The organism is Leisingera sp., assembly GCF_034669605.1.
Classification (GTDB): Bacteria; Pseudomonadota; Alphaproteobacteria; order Rhodobacterales; family Rhodobacteraceae; genus Leisingera.
The window spans coordinates 1-17,471 of sequence record NZ_JAXMOX010000086.1 but is presented as its reverse complement, the minus strand read 5'-3'; the positions used below and the strand labels follow the sequence as shown (position 1 = coordinate 17,471).

Below are 17,471 nucleotides of genomic sequence, written 5' to 3'. Positions count from 1 at the left end.
GTTCTTTGCCAGATCAACTCCGATCATCGTATCCTTCATAATTGCCGTCCTCTCTTGTTTATCGTGACCGTGAAACACGATCTTGGCACATCGCGATGCCGTCTGGGGAGGACGGCAACCATCCCATTTCCCCAGCCGTGAGCGGCAGGGTCAATTCCGAACCTCAAATATTCGGAATTGGCGCTGCCGCGGGACACAGGCCTGATGCTCCAAACAGAGAGTGACAGGGGCAGGCAGGTGAAGGGACTGAGGGAGATCGTTTTGATCCATGATCTGAAGAAGCAGGGTCTCAGCATTTCCGCGATCGCGCGGAAAGTTGGCTGTGACCGCAAGACAGTGCGCAAGCATTTGGAACGCGGCCTCGAAGCGCCGGTCTACGGCCCGCGGGCACCGCGGAACCGCATCATCGAACCCTTTGAGCGCTACCTGCAAGAGCGCGTTCAGGACTTCCCGGACCTGAGCGGCGCCCGCCTGCTGCGCGAGATCCGGGAACTGGGCTACGAGGGCGGCTACACCATGGTGACCGATTTCCTGCGCGAGGTCCGCCCCGCCAGGCAAACCCAATTTGAGCGCCGGTTTGAAACCCCGCCTGGTAAACAGGCCCAGGTCGATTTTGCCGAGTTCACTGTGGAGTTCACCGATGATCCCGGCGTTGTCCGCAAGGTTTGGCTTTTCTCGATGGTGCTTGGCCATAGCCGCTGGCTTTGGGGCCGCTTTGTTGCCAGCCAGAACCTGCAGTCTGTCCTGCGCTGTCACATCGCGGCATTCTCCGCCATGGGCGGTGCCGTTGAAGAAATCCTCTATGACCGCATGAAAACGGCCGTGATCGGCGAGGATGAAGCCGGGGTTGTCACCTACAACGCGGCTCTGGTGGCACTCCTGAATCATTACGGCACGGTGCCGCGCGCCTGCCAGCCCTACAGGGCCCGCACCAAAGGCAAGGTTGAACGGCCATTCCGCTATATCCGCCAGGACTTCTTCCTGGCCCGCACGTTCCGGAACATGGATGATCTCAATGCCCAGTTTGATGCCTGGAGGACCGGGGTGGCCAATCCCCGGGTTCACGCCACAACGCGGCAGGTGGTCGACGAGGCTTTTGCCGGAGAGGTTGCGCACTTGAATCCGCTGCCGGCGGTTCCCTACAGCGCTGTGCTGACTGTGGAACGCCGGGTGAGCAAGGACGGGATGATCTCGGTTGGCGGGAACTACTACTCCGTTCCCGACACCGCCCGCCGCCGGACGCTCGAAGTCCAGCATCATGCCACCGAGCTGCGCATCTTCGAAGAAGGGCAGCTGATCGCCCGCCATCCGGTCCTGGAAGGCAAGGCCCGGCGGCGCGTTGACCCTGCGCACCGCAAGGCGCCGCCGCCAAGGCCGCCCCTGCCGCCGTCGCCGCAGCGGCTGCGCCGCCCCTTGGACTTCTATGATGCCGTCGGGCGCCGGCTTGCGGCCGAGGGGAGCCGGTCATGAGTGATATGCTTGATCGTATCCGCGGCGCCTTGGTTGGCCTCAAGATGCCACGCGCGCTCGAAGCTCTCGATCACACGCTGCAGCAGCTGGAAAAAGGCGAAGTCACTGCTATCGAGGCAATCGACACGCTGCTGAGCGAGGAATACGCCACGCGGGAGACCCGCCGGATCGACGTGGCGCTGCGCACTGCCAAACTCTTGCCCGCCAAGACCCTCGAGGGCTTCGACTTCACCTTCCAGCCATCGCTCGACCGGGAGCGGATCGCGGCCCTGGCCCAGCTCGACTTCATCCGCCGGGCCGAAGTCGTCCACTTTCTCGGCCCGCCAGGCACGGGAAAATCGCATTTGGCCACGGCTCTCGGGGTGGCCGCGGTCAAGGCGGGCAAGAGCGTCTACCGCGCAACCCTGGCCGATCTGATTGCAGCGTTGAGCCAGGCTGAACGGGAGGGCCGGTTGGCCGAGAAGATCCGTTTCTATGCCCGGGCGTCTCTCCTGATCGTCGACGAGATCGGCTATCTGCCGATCACCACCGGCGGCGCCAACCTGTTCTTCCAGCTCGTCAACGCCCGCTACGAAAAGGGCGCCATGATCCTCACCTCAAACCGCGGCTTCGCCGAATGGGGCGAGGTCTTCGGCGATCCCGTCGTTGCCACCGCGCTTCTCGACAGGCTCCTGCACCACGCGGTGGTCATCCAGATCGAAGGTGCCAGCTACCGCCTGCGCAGCCATGCCGATCTCATACCAGAGCATGTCCGTGCCAACGCCCCAATTGCTCCCCCGCCGCCGCCGAAGCGCCGCGGACGGCCTCCCAAAACAAGAAATGGAGCCGCTGATCACTGACGCCGGCTGATCACCGGGACCGAGCAAGTGGGGAATTTTACTTCGGCACTTTTGGGGAAAGTTCAAACGGCGTTGACACAGGGTATTTTGACCCCATGAGCCTGGATGCTGTGTGACAGGCCATGGCGAGGGCGATTGCGAAGATAGCGATCAGAAGGCTCAACCTTTTGGAGAGTTTCATCCTCGTGTCCTCGAGGTTCAGCCCCTTTGTTTTACTGTCGGCGAACATGCATTCGATGAACCAGCGCCAGCGATAATATCGCAGGATGCGCGATCCGCGAAGCGGCTCGGAACAAGCTACGATCAGCAACTCGCCCCCTTTGATGCGCCGTGCGCCAAAGTGCAGCTCAAGGGCTGGTTGACCAGCCTTGGCGGGCAGGGTCGCCGTAAAGCCGCGTTCTCCCTTGCAGCGCGACAGGTAAGACTGCAGCGCGTACTCGCGCCCCTCAACGACAATGAGCTGGTCTTCCTTCACGCGGATCGCGAATGGAATGTTCTTTTCCTTGAGATAATTGAACCATGCCTGCCCGATGAATTCCCGGTCTGCCAAGAGCATGCGCACTGTCGATGCGTTGAAACGCTTCAAATAGCGTTGCATCAGGGCGATGCGCTGCTGTGTCGTGCTGTTGCCCGAGTGATCCAGAAAGGTCCAAATGAGGGGGACGCGATAGCGCTCGGTGACCACGGCCAGCACGAGGACGTTGACGTCGGACTTGCCGATTTTCCAGTTAGTGCGATCCAGGCACAGATACCAGCGATCTGGATTGCCGATCAGCGCCATCACGATGCCCACGCTCCAATCCTCGGGCAGGATCACCTGTTGGAAGAAGCGCTGCAGGCGCCGGTAGGTTGACGCAACCTTTGCGCGAGCAGGGCGCTCTGCCGCAATATGGGTCAGGTTGACGGTACGGGCGCTGATCATACCCAGAACGAGCAGGCAGAGCGTTTCAACGCGTGACTTGCCCAGCGGCACATGCGGGGTTAACACCTTCTGCAGATCGGCGAGAGCGAAACCGGTCATGGATGAACTCCTTGCAGGGAAAGAGTCCGTGTTCAGAATCTATCTCGTCGATCGATACCAGCCCTAAAATCTGCCCTGTGTCGTGTAGTGTGCGAACTCCGGTGCAACGGGTCGGGGCTCGCCACAGGGCAGGCCCCCGCAAGCACGCTCCACATGTCAGGGGCAACGTCATACTGCCTTCACTCGCTCAACAAGCCGAAACGGTGACGACTCGGGCCGAGCCCCATTGCGGCATCTCTTGGCATACCTGTCACAGAGCCCGTAGGATAAGTCCGTCCGGGGAAAGGGGAAGTGCGCTCACAAACCGATTTGTGCAACAAAGTCCCAATAGATGACTAAATGACAGAAGGTGTCCAATGGATTTACTTTAAACGCACCTGCGGGACCAGAGAATAGCCTGGATGCAGAATAAATTCTTCAAATTTTGAACACAGTGTGTCGACCATAAGTTTTACACGTGGATTCTTATGACGCGACATTGGGTAGATGACCCAAACGGAAATCTCAGATGAGCATAATTCAGGTAATATATGGACCAAGGATCCTTGGTCGACTTCATAGTGGACAAAAAAATTGGGTAGATAGGCTAAAGCCACTCCAGAAACGGCATAGTATTTGGCCATCCAGTAGTCATGTACACTAAATCGCTTTGTATATTTTGCAGATTGTTCGCAGTTGCAGCCTTGCAACGACCATTCCTCAGGCAACCCACTTCTCGAATACTCCACGCCTGGCATTTTCTTCACATCTTCGATCTTTGAAGGCATCCCAAAACTCTCAACTAACTCTTGGCTACCGTAGATTCCATAAGATACGGTACCCATTTTTCGACAAAGATAACTAGAATCCGGTGCGGTTCCGACGCTAATTAGACAGTCGAAATCTGGATAATCTGTGAGTAAAATATCACTGGGATACATTCGAACTTCAAAGTCTAGTCCAGGATGCTCTTGAGCTAGAAATAGTGTTGCTGCCCCTAGTATAGAGGTGCCAAATTCATTGCTCGCTGCAATTCGAATCCTTCCGGAAACTGAGCTATGAGCACGTTGAGCGGCACTTGCCGCGACCTCACAGCTATGAAAAATGCGTTTGCAGTTATCTAAATAGGCTTTCCCCGCATCTGTGAGTGTTAGCCCTCGAACAGATCGTGTGAATAGTTCAACTTCCAATGTATCTTCAAGGCGGCGGAGACTATGACTCAGAGTCGCCTTAGGAATATTTGTTTCGCGGGCCGCCCGCGTGAGGCTGCCCGCTCGAGCAATCTGAATGAACCCGCTGATATCTTTGAGTTCCACGTTTTCGTGCATGGCTCGTCTCCTCCTCGCTTTGGGTGTTCAAAATTTTGAACAGTAGGTTTAAATTGTTCGGCTACCTTAACATATATCCGGCTTTTATCAATTACCCAATATATCGCGAACAGGAAAGTTGGGAGCTATCAGTATGATGTCTCGATTGTAGGCTGGGGCTAGTTTTGTTCACCAGCAAAGCCAGACTAAAGACATGGTCTGGAGCAGCAGAGAAGACCAGTAGCGAAAGCCTTGGGGCGAGAACGCCAAGGTGAAAGGCGTGAATATTGGGAAAGCACTTCTAAACCCTTAACACGTTACAAACTGACTTTTTCTGGCTTCCGATGATTACCTCCGAACTGCTTCTAGGCAATTCTGGCCGTAGGGGTTTTGACGTGCTCTAAAACTAAAAGCACAACTCAGGATGTGCTTCTTCTATGCCTTGCGGCCCATCCCAACATGACAGGAAGTATACCGTAATTGTGACCCATCTCTCTGAAATATCTTCCCCGCTCTTGCAATTGCGAGGCATCACCAAACGCTATGGTTCGTTTATCGCCAATCAAGGTATTGACCTGACGCTTCAGCCTGGCGAAATCCACGCAATTCTTGGTGAAAACGGGGCTGGTAAGTCCACGCTTATGAAAACCATTTTTGGTGTGCATAAGCCCGACGAAGGATGCATCCTCTGGAAAGGTCAAGAGGTGCAAATGGACAGCCCGGGCCAGGCCCGCTCTATGGGCATCGGCATGGTTTTCCAGCACTTCTCGCTTTTTGAGACGGTAAGCGTTGTTGAAAACATTTCCCTTACTGTCCTTGAACCGCTCTCACTTCTAGCTGAGCGCATACGCGCAAAAAGCGAGGAGTTCGGGCTGCCGGTCGATCCGATGGCTTTGGTGCACGGATTGTCGGTAGGCGAGCGCCAGCGGGTCGAAATCATTCGGTGCCTGCTGCAGGAGCCCGATCTGCTTATTCTGGACGAGCCCACCAGCGTGCTGCCGCCGCCCAATGTGAAACAGCTGTTCGGTACACTGCGGCAGCTTTCGGAAAAGGGGATTGCAATCCTCTATATCAGCCACAAGCTTGATGAAATCCGGGCGCTATGTCATTCGGCCACGATCCTGCGGCATGGACAAGTTACCGGCACAGCAGATCCAGCCTCGTCGACTTCCAAGCATCTGGCGAAGTTGATGATCGGCCGGGATATCCCGCACGCAACCCACGCGGAGGCTGACGGGGAAGGCGAAGTCCGGTTGGCAGTGCATGATCTGAGCTATTCCGATCCCGATCCGCATGCAATCAGCCTGAAGAATATTGAGCTGGAAGTCCGCTCAGGCGAGATCATGGGCGTGGCGGGAGTGTCAGGCAACGGGCAGTCGGCCTTATCCCGGCTGTTGTCGGGTGAGGACGTGCTGCCAGCCGGGCAGGCGGGAAGAATTCAGCTTCTGGGTAATCCAGCAGGGCACTTGAACCCTGAGCACAGGCGCAAAATAGGGCTCAGTTTCGTTCCAGAGGAACGCTTGGGCAGAGGTGCAGCTCCTCCAATGAGCCTCAGCGACAACGGCCTGCTGACAGCCCACCGGCGCGGCCTAGTTAAGCACGGTCTGATCCGCCGTACGGAGCGCGATAGGTTCACAGAGCGCTGTATCGAGGAAATGGATGTGCGCGCACAAGGAAAGCACGCGCTTGCCTCCAGCCTCTCTGGTGGGAACCTTCAGAAATATATCGTCGGACGGGAGATGCAGCTGGAACCCAAGGTTTTAGTGGTCTCGCAGCCCACCTGGGGAATTGACGTGGGCGCCGCTGCGATGGTCCGGCAAAAACTTGTCGACCTGCGCGAAACTGGTGCAGCGATCTTGGTGATCTCCGAAGAACTTGAAGAGCTTTTTGAAATCTCAGACCGGATGGTGGTGATGTACGACGGGCGCATGTCCCCCTCTGTGCGCACTCGCAACACAAATGCCGAACAGATTGGGCAGATGATGATTGGCCAATTCGGTACTGTCCAGGAGGCTGCGGAATGAACCTGCGTCTAGAAATTGTACCACGCACAGCCCCATCAACACAGGCATTAATGATGGTGCCGGCGATCACTATTGCGCTATCGGTGCTTTGCGCCATCGTACTATTCACCGCATTGAACCACTCGCCAAGTCTTGTCCTCTACTCCTTCTTTGTGGAGCCGTTTCTGGACAGCTACAACCTGAGCGAAGTGCTGATCAAGGCAGGGCCGCTGATCCTGATCGCGCAAGGGCTTGCCATCGGTTTCCGGGCCAAGGTGTGGAATATTGGAGCCGAAGGTCAACTGACCATTGGTGCAATTTTTGCCGCTCTGATCCCAATTACCTGGCCGCAAAGCCAATCGGCACTGATGTTGCCTGTGATGATCTTAGTCGGCGGTCTAGCAGGTGCGGCCTGGGCCTCGATTGCAGCACTGCTGCGCACCCGCTTCAACGCCAGCGAAATCATTGTTACGCTAATGCTGAACCAGATCGCCTTTCAGATCTTGTTATATCTGATCAACGGCCCGCTTAAGGATCCAAGAGGCTTCAGTTTTCCGCAATCAGTGCCGTTCCCTGAAGCCGCCATGTTCCCGCCGCTAGTTGAAGACAGCTTACTGCGCGCAAATATGTCGATTTGGCTTGTGCTCCTGATCTCTGTTCTGGCTTGGGTCTTTGTAGCCCGGAGCTTTGCAGGATTTCGCCTCCTGGTGGGTGGCCTTGCCCCCAATGCAGCACGCTATGCAGGCTTCTCAGCCAACCGCGCGATCTGGATCTCTCTATTGGCAGGTGGAGTGGCCGCAGGCATTGCCGGCGTTGGAGAAATATCCGGCCCCATTGGAAAACTGCAGCCAATTTTGTCCCCTGGCTATGGGTTCGCGGCAATAATCGTTGCATTTCTTGGGGGGCTGAACCCAATTGGCATCGTTCTGGCCGGCTTCTTTATGGCTGTGATCTTCGTTGGCGCTGATGGTGCCGTGCTCGCAGGCATACCTGCATCGGCCCCGGTGGTGTTCCAGGGTTTCATCCTGATCTTCTACCTCGCTTCCTACACTCTTGTGAACTTTAAATTCCGCCGCGTGCGTGGAGGAACTGTCTGATGGATACTCTTGTTTTTGTCCTCGCTGGCGCCTTTGCCACTGCCACTCCTCTGCTGCTGGCTGCGCTAGGAGAACTGGTAGTGGAGAAATCCGGCGTCATCAATTTGAGCGTCGAAGGAATGATGGCAGTGGCCGCTGTCATCGCTTTCGTAATCACATATACTAGCGGGTCCCATCTTCTCGGCTTTGTCGGCGGGGCACTTGCAGCGATGCTGCTGTCGCTGATATTTGCCGTGCTGGTTCTGGTGTTTTCTGCCAACCAGGTAGCCTCAGGCCTTGCAGTCGGCATTCTAGGGCTTGGCATGTCGGCGCTTCTAGGCCGCTCATATGAAAGCTTTACGCTTACTGCGCCTGCCAAAATTACCGTGCCGGTTCTGTCCAATATTCCGCTTGTTGGTCCAATCCTGTTTCAGCAAGACCTTGTCGTATACCTGACTATCGCCGCAAGCGCCGGGCTGATCTGGTTCATGCAGAAGTCTCGGAACGGTCTGGTACTGCGAGTGATTGGCGAGGATCCCCATATCGCCCACAACTTGGGATTCCGCGTGCTGCGCACCCGCTTCCTCGCGATTTTGTTCGGCGGTTTCATGGCAGGGCTGGCCGGTGCCTATGCCGCCACCGTTCTGACGCCGGTTTGGTCTCAGGGGATGATCGTCGGGCGCGGATGGATTGCGCTGGCGCTTGTCGTATTCGGCACTTGGCGGGTCCTGCGGGTAGTGATTGGCGCCTATATCTTTGGAGCACTGTTGCTGGCCGACCTCGCTGTGCAGTCGCTAGACATCGGCATTCCGTCGCAGGTCATGACCTCGATGCCTTACCTGATGACCATCTTGGTTTTGGCATTGGTGTCTCGGGATGCCCTGAGGATTAAGCTCAATGCCCCGGTTGCGCTCGGGGAAAACTATCGCCCAGCACATTAATCGAGAAACGAACAAAACAGGGAGAAAACACATGACAAAGTTCAAGGCAGTAATGACATTTGCCACAGTTCTCGGGCTGGCTGCCCCGGCTTTCGCGGAGGCTCCGTTGAATATTGGTTTCATCGTTCCCAACCCGATTGGTGAGGTGGGGTGGGACTATGAACTTGACCGCGGACGCCGCGAAATGCAGGAGCATTTCGGTGACAAAATTATAGTGACCGCGGTCGATTCCGTTGGCGAAGGCCCAGACTCTACTCGCGTTATGAATAGAATTGTAGCGCAGGGTGCTGACGTTCTTTTTCTTGGCTCCTTCGGTCATATGAATGACGGTCTCGCGTTGGCTAAACGCAGACCGGATCTTGCGGTGCTGCATGCAGGCGGATACTTGAATGAAGCAAACTTTGCTACGTATTCGCCCAAACACTATGAGGCCGCATATCTCTGCGGAATGGCCGCTGGCTATGCAACCAAGAACGGGCAGCTTGGAATAGTCGCAGCGTTTCCACTTCCGGAAGTTCTGGGCATTATGAATGCCTATGTTCTGGGTGCGAAGAATGCCAACCCTGAGATCAAAGATGCTAAGGTGGTCTGGCTGAACTCCTGGTTCGACCCGGCCCGCAACCGGGCATCCGCGGAATCGCTTGTGGCCCAGGGGGCCGATGTTCTGTTCTCTCTCTTCCCAGGTACGCCAGCAGCTGTGGCCGCCGCTGAAGAGCTGGGCGTTTACGTGACGACCACTCTGAGCGACAATTCCGAATTTGCGCCCTCCAAACACTTGTGTGCCGGTCAGGTGAACTTCAGCGCAATCTACATCGACCAAGTGAACAAAGTGCTCAACGGGTCCTTCGAAGGTGTGGACATTTTCGCTGGCGTTGCCGAAGGAGCAGTCGAAGTCGCAGGTCTGTCTGACGATCTCAGCGAAGACCAGAGAGCAGCTATTTTCGCAAAGCAGGAAGCTATTCGTAGCGGCGAATTCAAGCCGTTCTCAGGTCCTATTGTGGATAACACAGGCAATGAAGTCGTCGCTGCCGGCAACCAACTGGATGCAGGCATGATCAAGGGCATGAACTTCCTGGTCGAAGGAATAGACAGCGAATTGCCCTACTGAACAAAAGGATCGGAAGTTGCCGGTCCCGTCAGGGCCCCAGTGTGCAGCGCCTGCTTGAGGCCAAACCTCAAGAGCCGATCAAAATTGTGCCTTCAACTGGCTTCTAACAAGCCCTTCGTAACCGCCCTCGGGGAAACAAAATCATGAACTGCCGACTCAAAAACCTTTCCGGCTTTGCAATTGCCAGCGTCGCTGGCCTGACCGCCGCAGGTGGAGCCAAATCCGAAATACTTTTCTCAACCGGAGAAATCCAACTCCACTATGGAGACGGCTACCACCTGGGTGCAAACGGACTTGATACCTCCAGCCGGACTACGCTGACTGTTGAACAATTCACACTGTTTGACTGGGGTGATCTGTTCTATTTTGTTGACTTGTTTCAGGATCACGAAGGCACGGGGCGCGAAACCGACCACTATGCCGAAATTTGGGCACATTTGAACGGTGGGAATTTTGGCATTAGCTCGCCGCAAGACGGGTTCATCAAGGACATTGGGCTGGACTTGGGCCTGAACCATGGCACTGACTTTCTGGTCGTGGCGCCTGGAGTGCGTGCTGATCTGAATGTTCCCGGTTTCAGCGTTTTCACCTTTGGGCTTTATGCCTATGAAAATCTCGTGGATCCCTTTGACCGCGATCTGGATACGACCTATCAGGCTTCATTTGTCTGGAACGCTCCGTTCAAGCTTGGGAATGCAAATATGAGCTTTCGCGGATTCGCCGACTTTATCGGCGACCAAGGTTCCGGTGTGGATGATCAAATCGTAGCGTCTCCACAGCTGGTCTGGGACGTTGGCCAGGAAGGCGGTGCCTCGATCGGCCTTGAGTACACTCACTTTAACAATAAGTTCGGAGTTACCGGCGCCGATGACAACTCTGTTTCAGCATTTGTGGCTCTAAAGTTTTGAGGATCACCTCGGGGCTGTAGGCACACTATCTCGGAAAGCGTCTTCCGTACCCGCAAGTCCTAACAAATGGATCGATACCTCTGCTCTCTCCTGGGCGCCCGATGATTTCTTGCTAACTTGCATCGGGCGCCCCTTTTCTAAAATAAGGACCAAAGACATGATCAAGACCCGCGCCGCCGTAGCCCTGGCGCCAGGCAAACCGCTGGAAATCATGGAGGTGAACCTCGAAGGCCCCAAGGCGGGCGAGGTTCTGGTGGAAATCAAGGCAACCGGCCTTTGCCACACCGATGAATTCACCCGCTCGGGCGATGACCCCGAAGGCATCTTCCCGGTAATCCTGGGCCATGAAGGCGCCGGCGTTGTGGTTGAGGTCGGCGAAGGCGTCACCAGCCTCAAGCCCGGCGACCATGTGATCCCGCTTTACACGCCCGAGTGCCGCGAGTGCGAATACTGCCTCAACCCCAAGACCAACCTGTGCCAGGCGATCCGCCCGACGCAAGGACAGGGCCTGCTGCCCGACGGCACCACCCGCTTCTCAATGCTGGACGGCACCCCGATCCACCACTACATGGGCTGCTCGACCTTCGCCAACCACACCGTGGTGCCGGAGATCGCGCTGGCGAAGATCCGGGAGGACGCGCCGTTTGACAAGGTCTGCTACATCGGCTGCGGCGTCACCACCGGCATTGGCGCGGTGATCAACACCGCCAAGGTGGAAATCGGCTCCCGCGCGGTAGTCTTCGGCCTCGGCGGTATCGGCCTCAACGTGATCCAGGGCCTGCGGATGGCCGGCGCCGACCAGATCGTCGGTGTCGACCTGAACCCGGGCAAAGTAGAGATGGCTGAGAAATTCGGCATGACCCATTTCGTGAACCCGGCCGAGGTCGAAGGCGATCTGGTGGCGCATCTGGTCGAGGTAACTGGCGGCGGCGCGGACTATACCTTTGACGCAACCGGCAACGTCAACGTGATGCGTACCGCGCTGGAATGTGCCCACAAGGGCTGGGGCGAGTCGATCATCATCGGTGTTGCGCCCGCGGGGGCCGAGATCTCCACCCGTCCTTTCCAGCTAGTCACTGGCCGCAGCTGGCGCGGCACCGCCTTCGGCGGCGCAGCCGGCCGCACCGACGTGCCCAAGATCGTCGACTGGTACATGGACGGCAAGATCGAGATCGATCCGATGATCACCCACAAGCTGACCTTGGACCAGATCAACGAAGGCTTCGAGCTGATGCACAAGGGTGAAAGCATCCGCGCAGTCGTTGAATTTTGACCCATGGAGCTAATTGAAAGCACCGCATGTTTCGGCGGCAAAAATGCAGTTTACAGGCATCCTTCGGATGCCTGTGGCTGCGACATGACTTTTGGTATTTACTTGCCTCCACAGGCGGAAACCACTTCGGTTCCGGTACTGTGGTACCTTTCAGGCCTGACCTGCACCCATGAAAACGCCATGTCTAAGGCCGGACTACAGCAGTTTGCAGCCGAACGCGGCCTTGCGCTGGTCTTTCCGGATACCTCGCCGCGCGGTGAAGGAGTGGCCAATGACAAGGCCTACGATCTGGGTCAAGGCGCAGGCTTTTATGTGAATGCGACCGAAGAACCTTGGGCGCCGCATTTCCGCATGTATGACTATGTCGCCCGGGAACTTTATGCTCTGGTGTGCGGTGCGTTTCCTGTGACCGAGATGCAGGGGATCACCGGCCATTCGATGGGCGGGCATGGGGCGTTGACCTTGGCCATTCTTAACCCGAGACAGTACCGCTCAGTTTCCGCCTTTGCGCCTATTGCTAACCCAGCCAACTCGAATTGGGGCCGCAAGCAACTGGCTGCATATCTCGGCACAGATGAAGCCTTGTGGCTGGAACACGACGCCAGCTTTTTGCTTCGTAGCAAAGGCTGGGAACGGGACATCCTCGTTGACCAGGGTGAGGATGATCAATTTCTCGATCTGTTGCGTCCGCAAGAGCTTGTGGAAGCAGCGGAATATTATTCAGTGCCGTTGTCATACCGCATGCGCAGCGGCTACAATCATAGTTACTACTTCGTGTCCACATTCTCGGAAGACCACGTCAATTGGCACGCCGATCGGCTTCAATCGGATTGATTGGCTTTGAAAATCGGTTGCAACTATCATCGAATGCAGAAGCCTGTTTGCCTCCTTCGGATCTTTTTACAATGGAGAGAGTAGTCATCCGGCGTAGATCATGGACGCGGGCAGTTCTTGGGTCGTGCCCTTTTGCAGCTCTATGTTGGCCCAGCAGCTGAGCCACCCAAGAAAGACTGTTGCGAAATGTGCTTCCGGTCGGTTTGAAAACGTGATTCCCTCTCTTTGAGACGCGATCGGAGGTAGGTGATGGATTTCTTCATGCAGGTGATCGGGGAGCGGGTGCCCGAGGACAACGTACTGCGCAAGATCAACGTCTTGATCGACTGGAAACAGGTGGGCTGGAAGGTTGGCAAGGTGCGGTCCCCCCAAGTTCATCAGTCAAACGCGTAAGCAATTGATATTGTTAAGGCCGAAAGGCCAAAAATGTGACAACAGCGCCCGTCAGGCGGGCTTGGGAAGGTCCATGGCTTCGAAGAGGTCGAGTTGCTCCGGTGTTGTTCTGCTGATGCCCTGCAGGGTGCGTTTTCCGGCATGGGCGGTGTGCTTCTGGATGCGCGCGAGCAAGTCAAGCGCGGTGCGCGGGCTTGCGGAATGGCCCTTCGCCTTCAGCCGCATCCGCATGACGCGGTAGAGGACCAGCGCCAGGAAGCAGATCAGCGCATGGGCGCGGATGCGGTCCGGCAGGCGGTGATGGACCGGGGCGATCTCGATGTCGGATTTCAGCACTCTGAACCCGCGCTCGATATCGGCAAGCGACTTGTAGCGGGCGACGGCCTCGGCAGGGCCAAGGTCGGCAGCGTTGGTCAGCAGCGCCAGCTTGCCGTCGAAGAGCTCGGCGCGGGCGATGGCCTCCTCATCGAGCGTCCAGCTGAACAGGTCGGCCTGCAGGTCGGGCTTAATGAAGCGGGTCAGCTCGGCCTCGGCGACGGCACGGGTGAATCGGCTGTAGGCCCCGCGATCGGAAGCGCGGCGCCCGCGGGCCGTCTGTCCGGAATCCTGCCCGTCGAGCTTGCCGACCAGCCGTTCGTGTAAATGCTGGATTGAATTTCCCCGGAAGTGCTGGCGCAAATTTCCCCACCTCGCGGGTTCGGCGATCAGCCGCGATGGTGATCGGCACCTCCGTTTTTTGTAAGGCTCCGGCGGCGGCCGTCTGATCTCGGGATCGATCCGATGGTAAGTCCGGCCTTATGTCCGACTTCAATAACCGCCCTCAAATCGAAGTTCTTTCCGCTGCCGATGGTGATCGCCGCCGGTATTGGTCAGATGATGATAAACTGCGCATCGTTGAGGAGAGCTTTATCGGTCACCGACAAGCGGCAGCCACAGCGCGGCGGCATGGCATTAGCCGGTCGCTGCTGACCACCTGGCGGCGGCAGTATCGAAACGGTGAGCTTGGGTCTTCTCGCCCGGTGCCGTTCGCGCCGGTGACCGTGGCAAAGGGAACTTCCGCGTCGCAGGCAAATCCGGTTGAACCCTGTCCGCCTCCGGACTGTCAGGTTGAGATAGCCCTGCCGAACGGGCGCCGGCTCATCGTGCCGATGGGCGTGGAGCCCGAAGCACTTACCCGGATTCTGGCAGTGGTGGATCGGCAGTGATCGCGTTTCCGGCAGGCGTGAAGGTGTGGATTGCAGGCGGCGTCACCGACATGAGGCGGGGCATGAACACCCTGGCGCTGCAGGTGCAAGAAGGGCTCGGCCGCGATCCCCATGCGGGCGAGCTCTTTTGCTTCCGGGGCCGCAAGGGCGATCTGGTCAAGATCCTGTGGCATGATGGCGTGGGTATGTCGCTGTATCTGAAGCGCCTGGAGGCGGGCAAGTTCATCTGGCCGGTGAGCCGGTCCGGCGAGGCGGTGCAGATCTCTGCGGCACAACTGGGCTACCTTCTCGATCACCCATGTTGATACCCCCTTTCGTCATTCTGACAGATTCTCAAATCCAGTTGGTTAATGTTATGATTTCGAAGGTTCCGCACGCCGTCCAACACGACTGATGTGTCGGGAAATAGATATGCACCGGATGGTTGCGGGTCGATGAGCAGGCGCTTTTTCTTTATCTGGACATAGAGCCAGTTAACCGGGATTCCTAGCTTTGCAGCAAGAGCAGTTGTGCTCAGGAAGCCGGGATCGTGATCCCACCGCCTGCGCGAGGGAGGCATCTTGATCCCTTCGGCTAGCCGGATACGCTGCACGGTGACGGGAAGAACCTTGGCGACACAGTTTGCAGAACGGTGCCCCTCTTTCGTGAGAACGCGAGCGATTTCATCGTCAGGGGTCGAGACTGTACGGAATTTTGTGCCCTGGCGCCTTTTCTTACGCCAATGGGAAGCGTTCCTCGAACATGATGGCGAGCTGGCTTTTCACCGCATGCCATTCGCGCACTGACCGCTTCCACTCCGCTGAGGTAGCATTCAGCGCCAGATAGATCAACTTGGCCGCCGCCTCATCGCTGGGGAAATGGCCGCGGGTTCGGACCGCGCGGCGGATTTTCGAGTTCAGCGCTTCAATGGCATTTGTAACCGGTATGCAGATCCCGGTGCCGATGTTCGGCCCCGATTCTTGGATCAGGGTGTATGCTGCGAGCATCCGGGACAGAGGCACCGGGAGCACGAAGGTGCGGGCAGGCCGATGTATTCGATGAGCTGCGAGCTCGTGTTAGTAGCTGGCCGCCTCTGCGACTCGCCCGGTTGCGCCGAGAGCGCGAATCCGTAGTTGTCGTGTCGCCCGCCGCTCCCGCTTTTTGTCACTGGCAAGGGAGGCGCGCATGCGACGCGTGATCGGCATCGATATCCACCGCACCTTCGGGGAGGCGGTGATCTGGGAGAATGGCCTGACCCGGCACGAAGGCCGGGTCGAGATGACCCGCACGGCCCTGGAGGGGTTCGGCAGGCAACTCAAGAAGACGGACGAGGTGGTGATTGAGGCGACCGGAAACTGCATGGCGGTGTCCCGGATCCTTTCGCCCTATGTGAAGCGGGTGGTGATTGCCAATCCGCTTCAGGTCAAGGCGATCGCCCATGCCCATGTGAAGACCGACAAGGTCGACGCCGGGACGCTGGCCAGCCTGCATGCGGCCGGCTACCTGCCGGAAATCTGGACCCCGGATGCGGCGACGGAGCGGATGCGCAGGCTGGTTGCGCGCCGCTATCAGGTTGTCCGGCACCGGACCCGGATCAAGAACGAGGTGCATGCCATCCTGCATGCGCATCTGATCCCGAAGTGCCCGCATGCCGATCTCTTCAACAAGCGCGGCCGCGACTGGCTGGCCCGCCAGCCGGTGCCGGAGGACGAACGGGCCGCGATTGCGCGCCATATCCGCGAGCTCGACCGGCTCGGAGAGGACCTTGCCCAACTCGACCGCGGCATCGCCCAGGATTCTTTGGATGACAAAGAAATTCAGCGCCTCCTGACGATCACCGGGGTCAATCTGACGGTTGCCGCGGGGCTGATGGCCGCGATCGGCAGCATCGAGCGGTTCAAGTCGCCGCAGAAACTGGTGAGTTATTTCGGGTTGAACCCGCGCGTCCGCCAATCCGGTCTGGGACCCGCCCACCATGGCCGGATCAGCAAGGCCGGCCGCAGCCATGCCCGCGCCATGCTGGTCGAGGCGGCCTGGGCCGCGGCGAAAGCGCCGGGACCGTTGCGCGCCTTCTTCATCCGCATCCGCGCGCGGCGCGGACATCAGATCGCCGCCGTCGCGGTGGCGCGCAAGCTTGCGGCCCTTTGCTGGCACATGCTGACGAAAGGCGAGGATTATCGCTGGGCCCGGCCCAGCCTGGTGGCCCACAAGCGCCGCGCCATGGAACTGGCGGCCGGGCAGCCGCAGAAAAAGGGCAATCGGCGTGGTGCAAGCTATGCCTACAATGTGAAGGATTTGCGCCACCAGGAAGCCAAGATCGCTGAGCAAGCGGAGAAAAGCTACGAGCACTTCGTGGCGGCCTGGCGGCCGCACCCTCCAAAACAGGGCGGGTGTGCGGCCGCCTCAAACCGGCAGGGACTGAATAGGCTGCCCGGTGACGCTTCCAGCCGGCGCGCCACGCTTCGCCCCGAGGTCAACCGCACTGCCGAAGAATAGAGGATTCCGGCAGAAAAGTCTTGTCGATCTCATCCGTCGTGTAAATCAGCCGGCGCACCTCGGGCGGATAATCAAGGAACGGAATGACTTCGTTCCAGGCCCGCCGCCAGCTCGGCGCTATGGCCGGGTAGCGCTTTGACAGATCGCTCGCTTCAAATTCGGTTAGCGCGGCTTCGGCCGCCGCGGCATCAACGGCCGTATAGACCGCCTTCAGAGCCGCTGCGACGGCCTTGCGGTCCTTGTAGCTGGCAAAGCTCATGGAATGGCGCAGCAGATGGACAATACAGGTCTGGACCTGGGTTCGGGGGAAGGTCGCTTCGATGGCCTGGGGGAAGCCCTTGAGGCCGTCCACGACGGCGATCAGGATGTCTTGAACGCCGCGGTTGCGCAGATCGCTCAGCACCTTGGCCCAGAATTTGGCCCCCTCATTGGCCTGGAACCACAAGCCCAAAACGTCCCGTGTGCCGTCCGGCAGGATCGCCAGGGCCACGAAGACCGCCTTGTTCGAGACCGCGCCGTCGCTGCGGATGTTGACCCGGATCGCATCCATGAACACCACCGGATAGCAGGGCTCAAGCGGGCGGTTCTGCCAGGCCGTCACCTCCTGCATCACGGTGTCGGTAATGGCCGAGATCAGGC

General features: G+C 58.0%; 15 protein-coding genes and 3 pseudogenes. 13 read left to right on the top strand and 5 right to left on the bottom strand.

Annotated elements, in window-relative coordinates; translation table 11 throughout:
- The first annotated feature begins 237 nt into the window (after nt 1-237).
- The gene (istA, locus tag VOI29_RS12395; RefSeq protein WP_323779152.1) at nt 238-1,470 is read left to right on the top strand and encodes an IS21 family transposase; all 1,233 of its coding nucleotides are present in this window, start codon (nt 238-240) and stop codon (nt 1,468-1,470) included.
- Nucleotides 1,467-2,309 carry an IS21-like element helper ATPase IstB gene (istB, locus tag VOI29_RS12390; protein ID WP_323779150.1) on the top strand — a complete coding sequence of 281 codons (843 nt, stop codon included), beginning with the start codon at nt 1,467-1,469 and terminating at the stop codon, nt 2,307-2,309. Before istA ends, istB begins: the two co-directional genes overlap by 4 nt.
- A gap of 37 nt (nt 2,310-2,346) precedes the next feature.
- On the opposite strand, the gene VOI29_RS12385 is transcribed toward istB, so the two are convergent.
- On the bottom strand, nt 2,347-3,330 hold the full coding sequence (locus tag VOI29_RS12385) for an IS4 family transposase (RefSeq protein ID WP_323779148.1): 984 nt from the start codon (nt 3,328-3,330) through the stop codon (nt 2,347-2,349).
- Between the two features lie 362 nt (nt 3,331-3,692).
- Nucleotides 3,693-4,637, bottom strand: coding sequence for a LysR family transcriptional regulator (locus VOI29_RS12380; protein ID WP_323779146.1), 945 nt, complete (start codon nt 4,635-4,637; stop codon nt 3,693-3,695).
- A gap of 461 nt (nt 4,638-5,098) precedes the next feature.
- Here VOI29_RS12380 and VOI29_RS12375 point away from each other — a divergent pair, with 461 nt between their 5' ends.
- The 8 genes from VOI29_RS12375 (at nt 5,099) to VOI29_RS12340 (ending at nt 13,152) form a co-directional block, all read left to right on the top strand.
- Nucleotides 5,099-6,640 (top strand): ABC transporter ATP-binding protein, encoded by a 1,542-nt coding sequence (locus VOI29_RS12375; protein WP_323779144.1) that lies wholly within the window; start codon nt 5,099-5,101, stop codon nt 6,638-6,640.
- Entirely contained in the window at nt 6,637-7,716 is a 1,080-nt protein-coding gene (locus tag VOI29_RS12370; protein ID WP_323779142.1) for an ABC transporter permease, read from the top strand. Before VOI29_RS12375 ends, VOI29_RS12370 begins: the two co-directional genes overlap by 4 nt.
- Complete coding sequence (locus VOI29_RS12365) at nt 7,716-8,636, top strand: ABC transporter permease (RefSeq protein WP_323779140.1); 921 nt, start codon at nt 7,716-7,718, stop codon at nt 8,634-8,636. Before VOI29_RS12370 ends, VOI29_RS12365 begins: the two co-directional genes overlap by 1 nt.
- A 31-nt stretch (nt 8,637-8,667) precedes the next feature.
- A complete protein-coding gene (locus tag VOI29_RS12360) occupies nt 8,668-9,744 on the top strand; it encodes a BMP family ABC transporter substrate-binding protein (protein ID WP_323779139.1) in 1,077 nt (358 codons plus the stop codon).
- Nucleotides 9,745-9,887: 143 nt separating this feature from the next.
- Nucleotides 9,888-10,652 (top strand): DUF5020 family protein, encoded by a 765-nt coding sequence (locus tag VOI29_RS12355; RefSeq protein ID WP_323779137.1) that lies wholly within the window; start codon nt 9,888-9,890, stop codon nt 10,650-10,652.
- Between the two features lie 160 nt (nt 10,653-10,812).
- Nucleotides 10,813-11,925, top strand: coding sequence for an S-(hydroxymethyl)glutathione dehydrogenase/class III alcohol dehydrogenase (locus VOI29_RS12350; RefSeq protein ID WP_323779155.1), 1,113 nt, complete (start codon nt 10,813-10,815; stop codon nt 11,923-11,925).
- Nucleotides 11,926-11,928: 3 nt separating this feature from the next.
- On the top strand, nt 11,929-12,759 hold the full coding sequence (fghA, locus tag VOI29_RS12345; RefSeq protein WP_323779135.1) for an S-formylglutathione hydrolase: 831 nt from the start codon (nt 11,929-11,931) through the stop codon (nt 12,757-12,759).
- A 249-nt stretch (nt 12,760-13,008) separates the two neighbouring features.
- Nucleotides 13,009-13,152 carry a hypothetical protein gene (locus VOI29_RS12340; protein WP_323779133.1) on the top strand — a complete coding sequence of 48 codons (144 nt, stop codon included), beginning with the start codon at nt 13,009-13,011 and terminating at the stop codon, nt 13,150-13,152.
- A 51-nt stretch (nt 13,153-13,203) separates the two neighbouring features.
- On the opposite strand, the pseudogene VOI29_RS12335 reads toward VOI29_RS12340, so the two are convergent.
- Nucleotides 13,204-13,788, bottom strand: a pseudogene (locus tag VOI29_RS12335) (IS1634 family transposase); the annotation flags it as partial.
- A gap of 161 nt (nt 13,789-13,949) precedes the next feature.
- Between VOI29_RS12335 and tnpA the strand changes: the two are divergent.
- Nucleotides 13,950-14,357: an IS66-like element accessory protein TnpA gene (tnpA, locus tag VOI29_RS12330; protein ID WP_259987981.1), complete on the top strand. Its 408-nt coding sequence runs from the start codon at nt 13,950-13,952 to the stop codon at nt 14,355-14,357.
- Nucleotides 14,354-14,662, top strand: a complete 309-nt coding sequence (tnpB, locus tag VOI29_RS12325; protein ID WP_323779130.1) for an IS66 family insertion sequence element accessory protein TnpB — start codon at nt 14,354-14,356, stop codon at nt 14,660-14,662. The genes tnpA and tnpB overlap by 4 nt, the downstream gene beginning before the upstream one ends.
- Nucleotides 14,663-15,070: 408 nt before the next feature.
- Here the strand turns inward: tnpB and VOI29_RS12320 are convergent.
- Nucleotides 15,071-15,283, bottom strand: a pseudogene (locus VOI29_RS12320) (transposase); the annotation flags it as partial.
- 256 nt (nt 15,284-15,539) lie between these two features.
- Between VOI29_RS12320 and VOI29_RS12315 the strand changes: the two are divergent.
- Complete coding sequence (locus VOI29_RS12315) at nt 15,540-16,832, top strand: IS110 family transposase (protein WP_323779154.1); 1,293 nt, start codon at nt 15,540-15,542, stop codon at nt 16,830-16,832.
- Nucleotides 16,833-16,854: 22 nt separating this feature from the next.
- On the opposite strand, the pseudogene VOI29_RS12310 reads toward VOI29_RS12315, so the two are convergent.
- Nucleotides 16,855-17,471 (bottom strand): annotated as a pseudogene (locus VOI29_RS12310) (IS256 family transposase); the annotation flags it as partial.